The organism is Pantoea sp. Cy-639 (genome assembly GCF_011752525.1).
Lineage (GTDB): Bacteria > Pseudomonadota > Gammaproteobacteria > Pseudomonadales > Pseudomonadaceae > Aquipseudomonas.
In genome coordinates, this window is sequence record NZ_VWXI01000029.1 from 14002 (window position 1) to 28442 (window position 14441).

The following is a 14441-nucleotide window of genomic DNA, read 5'->3' on the forward strand; positions in this document are numbered from 1 at the left end:
CCGCGTTCATGGTGTGGCCTGCGCGTCGCTGGCGGCCTGGCCGCTTTCCTTCAGGGCCTTGGTGACTTCCGGCGGCATGTATTTCTCGTCGTGCTTGGCCAATACCTCGTCAGCGACCACCACGCCATCGGCGTTGAGCTTGCCAAGGGCGACGATGCCCTGCCCTTCGCGGAACAGGTCGGGAAGGATGCCGCGGTAGGTGATCGGCACCGACTTGGTGTAGTCGGTGACCACGAAGCGTACGTCCAGCGAGTCGGCCGAGCGCTGCACCGAGCCCTTCTCGACCATGCCGCCGGCGCGGATGCGGGTGTCCAGCGGCGCCTCGCCGTTGGCGATCTGGGTCGGGGTGTAGAACAGGTTGATGTTCTGCTGCAGGGCGCTGAGGGCGAAGCCCACGGCCATGCCGACACCGGCCAGCAGGCCAAGGATGATGAACAGGCGTTTCTTGCGCTGCGGATTCACGGTTTGTTCTCCCGGCGCAGACGACGCGCCTCTTCTTGCAGGTAGCGACGGCGGGCCAGCAGCGGCGCGGCGACGTTCAGCGCCAGCACCGCCAGGCAAATGCCGTAGGCCGACCAGACGTACAGGCCATGGTGGCCCATGGCGAGGAAATCACTGAAGGAGGTGAAGCTCATCGCGCGGTCTCCCGGCCCAGGCTGCTCAACACTTCATCCCTGACCCAACTGGCGCGCGCCTCGCGCTTGAGCACTTCGAGGCGCATGCGCAACAGCAGCACGGCACCGAAGAAGCAGTAGAAGCCCAGCGCCGTGAGCAGCAGCGGCAGCCACATCTCGACCGGCATCGCCGGTTTTTCGGTGAGGGTGAACGTGGCGCCCTGGTGCAGGGTGTTCCACCATTGCACCGAGTACTTGATGATCGGAATGTTCACCACGCCGACTATGGCCAGCACCGCGCAGGCCTTGGCCGCGCTGTCGCGGTTGCTGATGGCCTGGCCCAGGGCGATGATGCCGAAGTACAGGAACAGCAGGATCAGCATCGAGGTCAGGCGCGCGTCCCAGACCCACCAGCTGCCCCAGGTCGGCTTGCCCCAGATCGCCCCGGTGACCAGCGCCACCGCGGTCATCCAGGCGCCGATCGGCGCCGCGCACTGCAGCGCCACGTCAGCCAGCTTCATCTTCCATACCAGCCCTACCACGCCGGCCACCGCCAGCATCACATAGCAGGATTGCGCCAGCATCGCCGCCGGCACATGGATATAGATGATCCGGAAGCTGTTGCCCTGCTGGTAGTCCTGGGGGGCAAAGGCCAGGCCCCAGGTGATCCCGGCCAGCAACAGCACGACGGCGGAAATGGCCAGCCAGGGCAGCATGCGGCCGCTGATGGCATAGAACCATTTGGGGGAACCCAGTTTGTGGAACCACGTCCAGCTAATTTTCATCAGGGGTACATCCAGGGTATTGGCCGGGCTGCGGTGCCCGGGACTCGTTATTCGCCAACGCTGATCTTCAGGCCGGCCGCAATCGCAAAGGGTGCCAGTGTCACGGCCAGTGCCGCCAGGCTGGCAAGCCAGAGCAGGTGACCGGTGGCGGGCATATTCTGCAACGCCGCCTGCAACGCACCACTGCCCAGGATCAATACAGGGATATACAACGGCAGAATCAGCAATGCCAGCAGCAGGCCGCCGCGTTTGAGACCGACCGTCAGCGCCGCGCCGACGGCGCCGAGCAGGCTCAGCACCGGCGTGCCCAGCAACAGCGAGGCCAGCAGTACCGGCAGGCACTCGCCCGGCAAGCCGAGCATCAATGCCAGCAGCGGTGCCAACAATACCAGCGCCAGCCCGGAAAAGATCCAGTGCGCCAGCACCTTGGCCAGCACCAGCAGCGCCAGCGGGTGGGGCGAGAGCACCCACTGCTCCAGGGAACCGTCCTCGAAATCGCTGCGGAACAGCCCGTCCAGCGACAGCAACACGGCCAGCAGGGCCGCGACCCAGACCAGTCCCGGCGACAATGTTTGCAACAATTGCGTCTCTGGACCGACCGCCAGGGGGAACAGGGCGACGACGATGGCAAAGAACACCAGCGGGTTGGCCAGCTCGGCCGGACGGCGGAACAACAGGCGCGCCTCGCGACGCAGCAATAGAAGGAATACGCTCATGCCGCCCATTGCCCCAGGTTCAGTTCACGGTAGCCCGAAGGCTTGCGCGCGAGGCTGTGGTGGGTGGTGAGCACCACCGTGCCCCCGCGCTCGCAGTGGTCCGCCAGGTGCGCCTCGAGCTGGGCCACGCCCTGTTTGTCGAGGGCAGTGAATGGTTCGTCGAGGATCCACAGCGGCGGGCAGTCCAGGTGCAGCCGGGCCAGTGCCACGCGGCGTTGCTGACCGGCGGACAGCGTATGGCTGGGGACATCCTCGAAACCGCGCAGGCCGACCGCCTCGAGAGCCTGCCAGATCGCGTCGCGGCCAGCGGGCTGGTGCAAGGCGCAGAGCCAGGCGAGGTTTTCCTCGGGGGTGAGCAGGTCCTTGATGCCGGCGGCGTGGCCGATCCACAGCAGGATGCTGGCCAAGGCATGGCGCTGTTCGGCCAGGGGCTGGCCGTTGAACAGGATCTGCCCGGCGGTCGGCTGCATCAGCCCGGCCAGCAAACGCAGCAGGCTGGTCTTGCCGCTGCCGTTGGGGCCGGCGATCTGCAGCATGTCACCGGGGCGCAGTTCGAAGTCCAGGTGCTCGAAGAGCAGTCGCCAGTCGCGCTCGCAGGCCAGGCCCACGGCTTGGAGGTGAAGGGTCACGGTATCGCCTTATGCTGTTCGGGCCCGCGCTGGCATCGATGCCAATCGCACGCCCGGTATCTCAAGTCGCCCCCTACCCTGCCGTTATACTGGCAGTGGCGGCCGGCCGGCATTATTACATGCGCGGCCCCGCTGCCAAGAGGGCGGGTTCGACAGGTTGTATACAATCATGACTGAAATCAATAGTCTCGGCGCACAAACTGCGCTAAGCCCCCAGGCGGCCAAGGCCGCCATGACCGGCGAGCTGCTGCGCCTGCTGCAACCGCAGCCCGGCCTGCTGGCCTCGGGCGAGACGGCTCGCGCCGAAGTCATGTCGCTGCGCCAGGTCGGCCAGGACTTCCAGATGCTGCTGCGCCTGAACCTGCCAAACGGCAACCAGGCCCAGTTGCAGGCCAGCGCCAGCCAGCCACTGCCCCCCGGTAGCCAGGTCTCGGTGATGCAGACCGACAGCAGCCGCCTGGCGGTGCTGGTACAGCAGGCCAATGCCAGCAACATCGCCACCCTTACCCGCCTCGACACCAGCCAGGTACCGGTCGGCACCCTGTTGCAGGGCAAGGTCCTGACCAGCCAGGCGTTGCCGCAGGCCAGCGGCGAGATCGCCAGCTTCCGTTCCCTGGTGAGCTTGCTCAACAGCAGCCAGGCCGGCGCCACCCTGCGCATCGACAGCCCGCGCCCGCTGCCCGTCGGCAGCCTGCTCAGCGCCTTGGTGCAAAGCGATCAGTCGCTGCGCTTCGTCCCCTTGAGCGGGCGCCAGGACCAATTGGCCGTGGCCCAGCTCCTGGCCAACCAGCAAACCCAGCAAGCCTCGCTGCCGGGAGTGCTCAATGCCTTGCAGCAGATCGCCAGTTCGCCCGATGCCGGCGTCGAGCTGCGCGCCAGCGCCGAACGCCTGCTGGCCAGCCTGCCCGATGCCCGCCAGGTGAGCGATGCCAAAGGCCTGGCCCAGGCTCTGGATAGCAGTGGCGCATTCCTCGAGGCCAAGCTGCTGGGCAGCCAGGTCGCCAGCCTGGCACCCGACCTGAAGGCCCAGTTGCTCAGGCTCGTCGCGCAAGCCTCGGCGCAGGCGCCTGGCAGTACCGCGCTCAACCCTGCGCAGTTGGCCAGCACCCTGGCCCGGGTGCTGCCCGGGCTGGCGCGCAACGCGCTAGGCATGCTCGGTCAGGTCAGCCCCCGACAGATGCCAGGCGCCTTCCCATTGCCCACGCGCCTGCTGCAGAGCCTGGAAGACAGCGCCGACCTGCAACAGCTGCTGCGCCTGGCTGCTGCGGCTATTTCCCGGCTGCAGAGCCACTCGCTGTCGAGCCTGCAGCAAACCGGCACCCTGGAGAATGGCAACCAGCAGACCACCTGGCAGACCGAGATACCGGTCCGCCACGGCCAGGAGTTCATTCCCCTGCAAGTGAAACTGCAACGCGAAGAAACGCCAGAGCAGCAAGCAGAGCGTGAACGCGAGCCGCGCGAGCCACTGGAGGCCCTGTGGCGCATCGAGCTGGCGTTCGACCTGGCACCGCTGGGCCCGTTGCAAGTCCAGGCGCAACTGCTGCAGGGCCGCCTGTCCGGCCAGCTATGGGCCGAGCACGAACAGACCGCACGCCTGATCGACAGCCAGCTAGGCACCCTGCGTGAACGCCTGCTGGCCCGTGGCCTGGATGTCGGCGACCTGGAGTGCCATCCCGGCACCCCGCCGCAGGGCCCGCGCACACGCCTGGAACAACGCTGGGTGGACGAAACCGCATGAAATACAAGCAACCCCGCCAGGCCATCGCCCTGAGCTACGACGGCGCTCAGGCACCGACCCTCAGCGCCAAGGGCGACGACGAGTTGGCCGAAGCCATCCTCGCCATCGCCCGCGAACATGAAGTGCCGATTTACGAAAACGCCGAACTGGTACGCCTGCTGGCGCGCCTTGAGTTGGGCGAGCAGATCCCCGAGGCGCTGTACCTGACCATCGCCGAGATCATCGCCTTCGCCTGGCAGTTGCGCGGCAAGGTGCCGGTCGGTTTCAGCGATGAACCGGCGCCCGAGCGCGACATCACCCCGGTGCTGCTGCAACTGCCGCCCGGCGATGCCCCTTAGGCAGCAACAAGTACCGCCATCGGCCCCCAGTGATCGCTCAGCCTTGCCACTCTTCCCACGGCAAGGAGCGCAACATGCCCACAAGCAGGATCAACACCGCTGGCGTGCAATACGTCCGCGACCACCTGGCCAGCATTCCGCGGCCGGACCTGGAAGCCAGGAACGCCATCAAGGCCTGGCTGCTGCAACAGCACGTGCACCTGGAGCCCGAGCAGATCGAGGTGGTGACCTTGCACGTGCATACCCCATACCTGCAGACGCCCCTGGCAGTCGTCACCCAGCGCGTGCCGCTGGTCCAGGCCGTGCTGATGAACTGGCAAGGCGAATCCGCCAACGATCTGTTCGGCGGTGTGTTCCGCCAGCCCTGGGCCGGCAACCTGCCCCAGGGGCCGATCTGCATCGTCGAGCACCTGCCGCCACAGCCGCTGCTGGACAACGGTGCGTGGTACCAGGTGTTCAATGGCCTGTTCCAACGTTGCGACTCGCCGCGCTACGACCAGAGCACCCTGGTGCCGATCCGCGCCGAACACCTGCTGCAGCATATCGAGACGCTGGACATACATACCCGCTATCGCTCGCTGCTGGATACCTACTGGCAGTCGCACATGGCGCAGTACCGCCTGTCCTGCAAGCTCAACTTCATCGCCGCCTGCAACCGCCAGGTCGACGCGGGCAGCCTCGACGACGCCGCGCGCAGGCTGGTGTGGCGCGCTGCCGGGCTGCTGCCGCGCGGACGCAAGCTGCGCCTGAGCACATTGAGCATCTACGGTTATGCCGCCACCGATGCACTGTACATCAACGATGCCAGCAACGACCTGACAGTGCTCTATCTGCCCGGTAACAGCTCGCCGTTCCTGACGTTCGCCAGTGAAACCGCGATGAAGGACTGGGTCGGCCAGCAGTGCCGGGATCCGGCGAAGCGCACAGCGCTGAAACAGTACTTCCGCCTGGCCGATGGCCCGCAAGGCCTGGACTTCAGCGGCCTGGATACCGCGCTGGAAGGGCTTGGCGCCTACCCGGCATCGCACCGGCTGCCACCCGAGCACGGCTTCTTCAACGACGACGGCACCTGGTCGCCACGCACCTATGTGAACTATCGACCCGGCAAGTACAACCCGAAGATCACCGGCGACCTGTTCCAGGCCATGGCTGAACGCCGACGGCAACGCACCTATGACGACGCCGACTTCATCATCACCAGCAACAGCGAGGTCACCATGGCGCGCTGGCGCGGCTACCTGAACGCAACGCTCAACCTGTTGGCGCCGCTGTCCCTGGTTATCCCCGGACTGGCGCCATTGCTGGCGCTTGGTGGCATAGCGCAACTGGGGCTTGGGCTGGATGCCGCGATCAATGGCCGCTCCCTGGCACAAAGGCAGGACGGCGTCGGCAACATCGCCTGGGGCCTGTTCAATGCACTGCCGCTGGCTGTGCACGGCGCCATCCGCGGCAAGTCACTGTTTGAGTTCAAAGCCGACGGCTTCGTCACCCCCAGCCGTCTCAACGATGGGATCGGCTATCCGTTGAGCCCGGTGGGGCCCATGCACCTGCCGGACATCGATGTAGCGCCCTACTTCCATGTCCACGACCCCATCGCCCCCTTGCCCGAAGGGGATCAGGCCATCGCCGACTCAGTGGTTCGGGTGCCCAAGTACGATGGCACTCCCGACAACCTGGACACCCGGATCGATAGCTACAATGCTCGCGTGATCTATGACATGGAGCGCGATGTGTTCATCCATGAGGGGGCGCTCAACGAGGTCGAGCCTGTCGGCTACATTGCCCGCCCGGGCAGCGCCAACCTTGTCCCTGCTCCTCGCCCGCGCTTAGTCACCGATGCCATGCGCACCCGTAGCCTGCGTGCCCTGGGTATCGACCTGCCACTACCGGTACAAATGCCGGCAAGGGCCGCCGGCAGCTCGCCGATCCCGCAGCAGATATCTTGCCTGTGGGTCGGCGACAAGGTCATCAGCCCTGCCCTCAGGGCCAACCTGGCCAGCAATGCCGCACGCCTGCAGGACAGCCCCTACGGCTTGCGCCTGTTCCTGTCCAGCGCCTCGCCCGTCGTGTATGCCGAGAACCTGCGCCTGCTCACCGAGCAAGCTCCCGCCCTTAACGTGCTGCCGCTTGAGGAGCAGGTGTTCTTCCGGACGTTCCAGCAAAGCAAGTACCACGCCCAGTACCAGGCGGCACTAGACGGCAATGGCGGAGTCGCCACCAACTACGCCTCTGCCTCGGATGTGCTGCGCTATCCGATGCTGCACCATGAAGGCGGCCTGTACATGGATGTGGATGACCAGTTGCTGGCGCCCGGCGAACCGCCCTTGACGGTCAATGGCCAGGCACTCGGCAATCCAGCGCAAGCCATCGACCTGGTCGAACTGCACGTCCCTGCGGATGGCCTGCTGCTGGCACCACCAATGTCCAACGAAAAGATGAGCATGAACTGCCTGTACAACACCAGCCTGATTGGCAGCCATGCTGGCAATCCGACCCTGGAAGCCATCTCCGAGGAAATGTACCTGCGCTACCAGGATGCCCAGGACTTCTACGACAGCAAGCCCGACCTCGCCGAGGACCCGGCGGGCTTCTACCGTTATGCCAGCCGTCTCAGTCGGCTGACCGGCCCGGCACTGCTCACCGATGTGGTCGACCAGCGCCTGCCCGACCTGCGCACCCTGCGCCAGATCATGAATCTCTACACCATGCCGCGGATCAATTCCTGGCAGTTCGTCAACCTTGAGCATTACCAGGCCGCGCTGCGCCAACTGCTGCCGCTGAACCGCTTTGCCAGGGTCGGTGGCAACCACTCCTGGGCCAGAACCTGACAGACAGAAGAAAGGCGACCCTGGGGTCGCCTTTGCCGGTCCATCACTCGCCGCGATGCAACTTGCTCATCAGCTCGGCCTCGGCCTGGGTCAGGCCACAGCTCTGGGTGAGTTCCTCGACGCTGGCGCCCATGCCGACCAGCTTGGCGGCCTGGGTGAAGGTGACGCTGTTGGGATCGCGCTGCTCGAGCTGCTGCAGCTTCTCGGGCAACGGCGCGACCACCGCGCGCAGTTCGTGGATGGCCTCGCCCATGCGCACGGTGCCGTTCTGGTAGTCGTCCAGACGCTTGGCCAGGTCCTTGATGCGCTGGTCACGCAGGGCATCGCCCTGGGCCTGCTGGGCGGCCAGCTCGCGCTGGCGCTTGCTGTAGTTGAGGAAGAACCACAGGCTCAGCGCCCAGAGCAGCGCCAGGAAGATGACAGCAACCTCGAAGATCAACTCAGATGTTCTCCAGCTCGGACCACTCTTCCTCGGTCATCATCTTGTCCAGCTCGACCAGGATCAGCAGTTCGCCGTTCTTGTTGCACACACCCTGGATGAACTTGGCCGACTCTTCGTTGCCGACATTCGGCGCGGTCTCGATCTCCGACTGGCGCAGGTACACCACCTCGGCGACGCTGTCGACGAGAATGCCGACCACCTGCTTGTCCGCCTCGATGATGACGATGCGGGTGTTGTCGGTGACCTCGGTGGGCATCAGGCCGAAGCGCTGGCGGGTGTCGATCACCGTCACCACGTTGCCGCGCAGGTTGATGATGCCCAGCACGTAGCTAGGCGCCCCCGGTACCGGGGCGATCTCGGTGTAGCGCAGGACTTCCTGCACTTGCATGACATTGATGCCGTAGGACTCGTTGTCCAGACGGAAGGTGACCCATTGCAGGATCGGATCTTCGGAACCTTGTGCAGACGACTTTTTCATTCCCCTAGCCCTCTAAGCCCGCCCTCGGCGGTGTGCTCTGTGTAGCCGCGGCAGTAGCGGCGTTGATTCAGTGTTTGGTGTTCAGCTGCTTGACCGCACCGCTGGCGATCAGCTCGGCCAGCGCGGCGACGTCGAGCAGCGCGCACATGTGTTCGATCACCGTGCCGGCCAGCCACGGGCGCTGCCCGCGCTGGCTGCGCCACTTGATCTCGTTCGGGTCCAGGCGCAGCGAGCGGCTGACCTGGTGCACCGCCAGCCCCCATTCATAGCCCTGGACGGAAATCACGTACTGCAGGCCCTGGCGAAAGTCGTCGCGGTAACGGTCGGGCATCACCCAGCGCGCGGTGTCCAGCACCTTGAGGTTGCCCGCCTGGCAGGTAAGGATGCCAAGGAACCAGTCCGGCTGGCCGAACAGCGGTGTCAGCTCCTGGCCGGCCAAGGTGTAGATCGAGCCGAGACACACCAACGGCACCGCCAGCGTGAGGCCGGCGACGTCGAACAGCAGGCACTCGAACGGCTCTGCGGCCCAGGACGGGCGACCGTCAATGGTGGCCGGCGGTACCGGCGAGGCCGGCGCCGGCAGATGGACATCGACCAGCGGCGCGACCGGCTCGATCACCTGCGCATCGGCTTGCGCCCCTGCCGCCACGGCGGACGGCAGCGGACGGCTGGCTTCGGCCACAGGCACGGCCTCGACCAGCGGCTCGGCCACAGGTGACAGCACGGTGGGCAGGACCTTGGGCTGCGGCTCGGCGAACGGTCGCGCGGCCACGGCGACGGGCTCGACCTGACGCTGGGCATCACGGGCCTGCTCTTCGCGAACCGCGGCTTCGAACTCGTCGCTGGGCGCCTCCTCGCTCGGCGAGGGCAGCGCTATCTCGGGCTCCTGGGGCAAGTCGAAGGACTCGGTGGCCTCCTGCAGCAACCCATCGAGGTAGGACTGCAGCGCCAGTTGCGGTTTGGTGGCGATATGCCCGGCCGGATTGCTCATCAGGCCACCTGCAGCGCGGAGCGGTAGGTGAGCAGGTGCTTGAGCAGCGCCTTGTAGGCCACCACGCCGCGACTCTTGCCATCGAACTGCGACGGTGTGACGCCGTTTCGGCTGGCATCGCGCAGGCGCGTGTCGACCGGGATGTAGCCCTGCCAGACCTGCTCGCCATAGGTATCGCGCAGCACTTTCAGGGTGCCCAGGGAGGCCTGGGTGCGACGGTCGAACAAGGTGGGCACGATCTGGTACGGCAGCGCCTGCTTGCGCGAGCGGTTGACCATGGCCAGGGTGCCGACCATGCGCTCCAGGCCCTTGACCGCAAGGAACTCGGTCTGCACCGGGATCACCAGCTGCTGGCTGGCAGCCAGGGCATTGACCATCAGCACGCCGAGCAGCGGCGGGCTGTCGATCAGGGCGAAGTCGAAATCCTGCCACAGCTGCGCCAGACTCTTGGCGATCACCAGGCCCAGGCCGCTCTGTCCCGGTGACTGGCGCTCCAGCACCGCCAGTGCGGTGCTCGACGGCAGCAGCGAGATGCGTTCGTCGCTGGTCGGCAGCAGCAACTGGCCCGGCAGCCCCTCGGGCACCGCGCCCTTGTGCAGGAACAGGTCGTAGCAGCTGTGCTCGAGCGCGTCAGGGTTGTGCCCGAAGTAACTGGTCATCGAGCCGTGGGGGTCGAGGTCGACCACGACCACGCGCTTGCCCGCCTCGGCTAGCAGGCCGGCCAGGGCGATGGTGGTGGTGGTCTTGCCGACGCCACCCTTTTGATTGGCTACTGCCCAGACTCTCATCGTGCGTTGCTTCCTCCCGGTTCGGCCGCCTGCCCTGCCGGGAACGGTGTGAAATTCAGTGACGGGGTTTTGACGGATTCAGCCCCCGGTCGACGGTGCTGGCGTGGCTGGTGCACTTTGTGTGCCAGCCCGCCGCATGGCCGCATCGGGTGTTGCGTTGGCGCTGCCGCTGCCGGTCAGGCTGCGACGCACCTCGAGATTGCGCGAGATCACCAGCACCACGCGCCGGTTGCGCGCGCGGCCTTCGGCAGTGTCGTTGCTGGCTACCGGCTGGTACTCACCGTAGCCCACCGAGGCCATGCGCGCCGGGTTGACCCCCTCCATCGCCAGCAGGCGGACTATGCTCGCCGCCCGCGCCGACGACAGCTCCCAGTTGGTCGGGTACTGCGCGGTGCGAATCGGCAGGTTGTCGGTGAAGCCCTCGACGTGCACCGGGTTGGCGAACGGCTTGAGGATCTTCGCCACCTTCTCGATGATCTCGAAGGCGACGTCGCTGGGCATGGCGTCGGCACTGGCGAACAACAGCGACGAGTTGAGTTCGATCTCGACCCACAGCTCATTGCCGCGCACGGTCATCTGGTCGGACTTGATCAGGTCGCCGAAGGCATCACGCACATCGTCGCTGATGGTCTTGAGCGGATCGACGTTGGTCTGCGCCAGCCCCGCGTCGGTCTGCTCGCTGTCCTTGATCAGCGGCTCGGCCGGCTTGACGCTGAGCGGCTGCTCATCGCCGATGGGGATCGGCTTCATGCTTCGCTCGGGGTCGTTGAACACCCCGAGCAACGCCTGCGAGATCACCTTGTACTTGCCCTCGTTGATCGAGGAGATCGAGTACATGACCACGAAAAAGGCGAACAGCAAGGTAATGAAGTCGGCGTACGACACCAGCCAGCGTTCGTGGTTTTCATGTTCCTCGGTATGACGACGGCGGGCCATGGCTTACTCCATGAAGCCTTGCAGCTTCAGCTCGATCGAACGCGGGTTCTCGCCTTCGGCGATCGACAACAGGCCTTCGAGGAGCATTTCGCGGTAGCGCGACTGGCGCAGGGTGATCGCCTTGAGCTTGTTGGCGATCGGCAGCAGCACCAGGTTGGCACTGGCCACGCCATAGATGGTGGCGACGAAGGCCACGGCGATGCCATTACCCAGCTGCGACGGATCGGCCAGGTTGCCCATCACGTGGATCAGGCCCATCACCGCGCCGATGATGCCGATGGTCGGCGCATAGCCACCCATGCTTTCGAACACCTTGGCCGCCTGGATGTCGCGGGCTTCCTGGGTCAGGAAGTCGACTTCGAGGATGCTGCGGATGGCTTCCGGCTCGGCGCCGTCGACCAGCAACTGCAGGCCCTTGCGCGCATAGGGATCAGGCTCGGCGTCGGCCACGCCTTCCAGGCCCAGCAGGCCTTCCTTGCGCGCCGTCAGGCTCCAGTTCACCACACGGTCGATGCCGCCGGCCAGGTCGACCCGCGGCGGGAAGAAGATCCAGCGCACGATCTGCAGGGCACGCTTGAACGCCGACAGCGGCGACTGCAGCAGAGCCGCCGCCAGCGTGCCGCCCAGCACGATCAGGGCCGCAGGGCCGTTGATCAGCGCACCGACGTGGCCGCCCTCGATGAAATTGCCGCCGACGATGGCGACGAACGCGAGGATCAGGCCGATAAGGCTGAGGACATCCATCAGACGCAGGCCTCGACCAAGTGCTTGCCGATCTCGTCCAGGCTGTACACCGCGTCGGCCAGGTTGGCCTTGACGATGGCCATGGGCATGCCGTAGATCACGCAGCTGGCCTCATCCTGGGCCCATACGGTGCTGCCGCCCTGCTTGAGCAGGCGCGCGCCCTCGCGGCCGTCGGCGCCCATGCCGGTGAGCACCACCGAGAGCACCTTGTCGCCGTAGGACTTGGCCGCCGAACCGAAGGTGATATCCACGCAAGGCTTGTAGTTCAGGCGCTCGTCACCCGGCAGGATCTTCACCGTGCCACGACCGTCGACCATCATCTGCTTGCCACCGGGGGCCAGCAGGGCCAGGCCCGGGCGCAGCACGTCACCGTCCTCGGCTTCCTTGACGTTGATCTTGCACAGTTTGTCCAGGCGCTCGGCGAAGGCCTTGGTGAAAGCGGCCGGCATGTGCTGGATCAACACGATCGGTGCCGGGAAGTTGGCCGGCAGTTGCGTCAGCACACGCTGCAGCGCCACCGGACCACCGGTGGAGGTGCCGATGGCGACGAGCTTGTACGGCTTGCGCTTGGGGGCCGGCGAATGCGTCGCGGCAGGCGCGGCGGCACGGCTCGGCACCGGCGTGCGTGCCGGGGCGCTGGCGGCGAAGCTGCTGGCCGGCGCATGGCTGGCGCTCGGGGCTGGCGCGGCAGCCGGTGCCGGGCTGGAATAGGCGCTGAAGCGGCGGTTGCTGCGGGAAATGGTGTGGACCTTTTCGCACAGCAACTGCTTGACCTTCTCCGGGTTGCGCGAGATGTCCTCGAAGTTCTTCGGCAGGTAGTCCACCGCACCGGCATCCAGCGCGTCGAGGGTGACCCGGGCGCCTTCATGGGTGAGCGAGGAGAACATCAGCACCGGCGTCGGGCAGCGCTGCATGATGTGCCGCACCGCGGTGATGCCGTCCATCATGGGCATTTCGTAGTCCATGGTGATGACATCGGGCTTGAGCGACAACGCCTGGTCGATCGCCTCCTTGCCGTTGGTCGCGGTGCCCACGACCTGGATCGTCGGGTCCGCCGAGAGAATTTCCGAGACGCGGCGGCGGAAGAAACCGGAATCATCCACCACCAGGACCTTGACTGCCATAAACACTCCATTAGGCGGCGCACCCAGCAGGGCGCGCCAGCGAAATCAAATACGCCGCGCGGCGTAACGCTTGAGCATGCTCGGAACGTCGAGGATCAGCGCGATGCGCCCGTCACCGGTGATGGTGGCGCCGGACATGCCCGGAGTCCCCTGCAGCATCTTGCCCAGCGGCTTGATCACCACCTCTTCCTGACCGACCAGCTGGTCGACCACGAAACCGATACGCTGGGTACCGACCGACAGGATCACCACATGCCCCTCGTGCTGCTCCTCGTGCTCCTGGTCCTGGACCAGCCAGCGCTTGAGGTAGAACAGCGGCAGCGCCTTGTCGCGGACGATCACCACCTCCTGGCCGTCGACCACGTTGGTCCGCGACAGGTCGAGGTGGAAGATCTCGTTGACGTTGACCAGCGGGAAGGCGAAGGCCTGGTTGGCCAGCATCACCATCAGCGTCGGCATGATCGCCAGGGTCAGTGGCACCTTGATGACGATCTTCGAACCCTGGCCCTTGGCCGAGAAGATGTTGATCGAGCCATTGAGCTGGGAAATCTTGGTCTTCACCACGTCCATGCCCACGCCGCGGCCGGACACGTCGGAGATCTCGGTCTTGGTCGAGAAGCCCGGGGCGAAGATCAGGTTGTAGCAGTCCGACTCGCTCAGGCGATCGGCGGCGTCCTTGTCCATCAGGCCTTTTTCCACGGCCTTGGCGCGCAGGATGTTCGGGTCCATGCCCTTGCCGTCGTCGGAGATCGAGAGCAGGATGTGGTCGCCTTCCTGCTCGGCGGACAGCACCACGCGACCGGTACGCGCCTTGCCGGAAGCCTCGCGCTCGTCGGGCATCTCGACGCCGTGGTCGACGGCGTTGCGCACCAGGTGCACCAGCGGATCGGCCAGGGCCTCGACCAGGTTCTTGTCGAGGTCGGTCTCTTCACCGACCAGCTCCAGGTTGATCTCTTTCTTGAGCTGGCGTGCCAGGTCGCGGACCAGGCGCGGGAAGCGGCCGAAGACTTTCTTGATCGGCTGCATGCGGGTCTTCATCACCGCGGTCTGCAGGTCGGCCGTGACCACGTCGAGGTTCGACACGGCCTTGGACATGGCCTCGTCGCCGCTGTTCAGCCCCAGGCGTACCAGGCGGTTACGCACCAGCACCAGCTCGCCGACCATGTTCATGATCTCGTCCAGGCGTGCGGTATCGACGCGCACCGTGGTTTCCGCCTCGCTGGCCCCGTGCTTGTCGGCGGCCGGCGCGGGTGCGCGAGGCGCGGCAGGCTTGGCGGCGGCCGGTGCGCC

At 65.9% G+C, this 14441-nt stretch carries 16 protein-coding genes; 3 read left to right on the forward strand and 13 right to left on the reverse strand.

What is annotated here, in order from left to right:
* Positions 1-6: 6 nt before the first annotated feature.
* The 5 genes from ccmE to ccmA are packed head-to-tail and all read right to left on the reverse strand — an operon-like array spanning position 7 to position 2744.
* Entirely contained in the window at positions 7-462 is a 456-nt protein-coding gene (gene ccmE, locus F3J43_RS23095; RefSeq protein ID WP_166892706.1) for a cytochrome c maturation protein CcmE, read from the reverse strand.
* The gene (gene ccmD / locus F3J43_RS23100) at positions 459-635 is read right to left on the reverse strand and encodes a heme exporter protein CcmD (RefSeq protein WP_166892709.1); all 177 of its coding nucleotides are present in this window, start codon (positions 633-635) and stop codon (positions 459-461) included. Before ccmD ends, ccmE begins: the two co-directional genes overlap by 4 nt.
* Positions 632-1399 carry a heme ABC transporter permease gene (locus tag F3J43_RS23105; protein ID WP_166892712.1) on the reverse strand — a complete coding sequence of 256 codons (768 nt, stop codon included), beginning with the start codon at positions 1397-1399 and terminating at the stop codon, positions 632-634. Before F3J43_RS23105 ends, ccmD begins: the two co-directional genes overlap by 4 nt.
* A 47-nt stretch (positions 1400-1446) precedes the next feature.
* A complete protein-coding gene (gene ccmB / locus F3J43_RS23110) occupies positions 1447-2115 on the reverse strand; it encodes a heme exporter protein CcmB (protein WP_166892716.1) in 669 nt (222 codons plus the stop codon).
* Positions 2112-2744 (reverse strand): cytochrome c biogenesis heme-transporting ATPase CcmA, encoded by a 633-nt coding sequence (ccmA, locus tag F3J43_RS23115; protein ID WP_166892720.1) that lies wholly within the window; start codon positions 2742-2744, stop codon positions 2112-2114. The genes ccmB and ccmA overlap by 4 nt, the downstream gene beginning before the upstream one ends.
* Positions 2745-2913: 169 nt before the next feature.
* Here ccmA and fliK point away from each other — a divergent pair, with 169 nt between their 5' ends.
* The 3 genes from fliK to F3J43_RS23130 all read left to right on the forward strand — a co-directional run bounded on the left by fliK (position 2914) and on the right by F3J43_RS23130 (position 7648).
* Positions 2914-4482, forward strand: a complete 1569-nt coding sequence (gene fliK / locus F3J43_RS23120) for a flagellar hook-length control protein FliK (protein WP_166892724.1) — start codon at positions 2914-2916, stop codon at positions 4480-4482.
* Positions 4479-4820 (forward strand): EscU/YscU/HrcU family type III secretion system export apparatus switch protein, encoded by a 342-nt coding sequence (locus tag F3J43_RS23125; RefSeq protein ID WP_166892727.1) that lies wholly within the window; start codon positions 4479-4481, stop codon positions 4818-4820. Before fliK ends, F3J43_RS23125 begins: the two co-directional genes overlap by 4 nt.
* Positions 4821-4894: 74 nt before the next feature.
* Positions 4895-7648, forward strand: a complete 2754-nt coding sequence (locus tag F3J43_RS23130; RefSeq protein WP_166892729.1) for a dermonecrotic toxin domain-containing protein — start codon at positions 4895-4897, stop codon at positions 7646-7648.
* 43 nt (positions 7649-7691) lie between these two features.
* On the opposite strand, the gene F3J43_RS23135 is transcribed toward F3J43_RS23130, so the two are convergent.
* From F3J43_RS23135 to F3J43_RS23170, 8 genes are all read right to left on the reverse strand, one after another.
* Positions 7692-8087 carry a DUF2802 domain-containing protein gene (locus F3J43_RS23135; RefSeq protein ID WP_166892732.1) on the reverse strand — a complete coding sequence of 132 codons (396 nt, stop codon included), beginning with the start codon at positions 8085-8087 and terminating at the stop codon, positions 7692-7694.
* A gap of 1 nt (position 8088) precedes the next feature.
* The gene (locus F3J43_RS23140; RefSeq protein ID WP_003254393.1) at positions 8089-8568 is read right to left on the reverse strand and encodes a chemotaxis protein CheW; all 480 of its coding nucleotides are present in this window, start codon (positions 8566-8568) and stop codon (positions 8089-8091) included.
* Positions 8569-8635: 67 nt separating this feature from the next.
* Positions 8636-9559, reverse strand: coding sequence for a CheW domain-containing protein (locus F3J43_RS23145; protein WP_166892735.1), 924 nt, complete (start codon positions 9557-9559; stop codon positions 8636-8638).
* Positions 9559-10347 carry a ParA family protein gene (locus F3J43_RS23150; RefSeq protein WP_166892738.1) on the reverse strand — a complete coding sequence of 263 codons (789 nt, stop codon included), beginning with the start codon at positions 10345-10347 and terminating at the stop codon, positions 9559-9561. Before F3J43_RS23150 ends, F3J43_RS23145 begins: the two co-directional genes overlap by 1 nt.
* Positions 10348-10425: 78 nt before the next feature.
* Positions 10426-11283, reverse strand: coding sequence for a flagellar motor protein MotD (gene motD / locus F3J43_RS23155; protein WP_166892740.1), 858 nt, complete (start codon positions 11281-11283; stop codon positions 10426-10428).
* Positions 11284-11286: 3 nt separating this feature from the next.
* Positions 11287-12027: a flagellar motor protein gene (locus tag F3J43_RS23160; RefSeq protein ID WP_166892743.1), complete on the reverse strand. Its 741-nt coding sequence runs from the start codon at positions 12025-12027 to the stop codon at positions 11287-11289.
* Positions 12027-13151 (reverse strand): protein-glutamate methylesterase/protein-glutamine glutaminase, encoded by a 1125-nt coding sequence (locus tag F3J43_RS23165; RefSeq protein WP_166892746.1) that lies wholly within the window; start codon positions 13149-13151, stop codon positions 12027-12029. Before F3J43_RS23165 ends, F3J43_RS23160 begins: the two co-directional genes overlap by 1 nt.
* Before the next feature lie 45 nt (positions 13152-13196).
* Positions 13197-14441: chemotaxis protein CheA (locus tag F3J43_RS23170; RefSeq protein WP_166892749.1), on the reverse strand; the 1245-nt coding region annotated here is incomplete at its 5' end.

What these genes read in the sequence shown, in the direction of transcription:
- ccmD (WP_166892709.1), bottom strand. Translation starts at nt 635, where the DNA reads ATGAGCTTCACCTCCTTCAGTGATTTCCTCGCCATGGGCCACCATGGC.
- F3J43_RS23105 (WP_166892712.1), bottom strand. Translation starts at nt 1,399, where the DNA reads ATGAAAATTAGCTGGACGTGGTTCCACAAACTGGGTTCCCCCAAATGG.
- ccmB (WP_166892716.1), bottom strand. Translation starts at nt 2,115, where the DNA reads ATGAGCGTATTCCTTCTATTGCTGCGTCGCGAGGCGCGCCTGTTGTTC.
- fliK (WP_166892724.1), top strand. Translation starts at nt 2,914, where the DNA reads ATGACTGAAATCAATAGTCTCGGCGCACAAACTGCGCTAAGCCCCCAG.
- F3J43_RS23125 (WP_166892727.1), top strand. Translation starts at nt 4,479, where the DNA reads ATGAAATACAAGCAACCCCGCCAGGCCATCGCCCTGAGCTACGACGGC.
- F3J43_RS23130 (WP_166892729.1), top strand. Translation starts at nt 4,895, where the DNA reads ATGCCCACAAGCAGGATCAACACCGCTGGCGTGCAATACGTCCGCGAC.
- F3J43_RS23140 (WP_003254393.1), bottom strand. Translation starts at nt 8,568, where the DNA reads ATGAAAAAGTCGTCTGCACAAGGTTCCGAAGATCCGATCCTGCAATGG.
- F3J43_RS23145 (WP_166892735.1), bottom strand. Translation starts at nt 9,559, where the DNA reads ATGAGCAATCCGGCCGGGCATATCGCCACCAAACCGCAACTGGCGCTG.
- F3J43_RS23150 (WP_166892738.1), bottom strand. Translation starts at nt 10,347, where the DNA reads ATGAGAGTCTGGGCAGTAGCCAATCAAAAGGGTGGCGTCGGCAAGACC.
- motD (WP_166892740.1), bottom strand. Translation starts at nt 11,283, where the DNA reads ATGGCCCGCCGTCGTCATACCGAGGAACATGAAAACCACGAACGCTGG.
- F3J43_RS23160 (WP_166892743.1), bottom strand. Translation starts at nt 12,027, where the DNA reads ATGGATGTCCTCAGCCTTATCGGCCTGATCCTCGCGTTCGTCGCCATC.
- F3J43_RS23165 (WP_166892746.1), bottom strand. Translation starts at nt 13,151, where the DNA reads ATGGCAGTCAAGGTCCTGGTGGTGGATGATTCCGGTTTCTTCCGCCGC.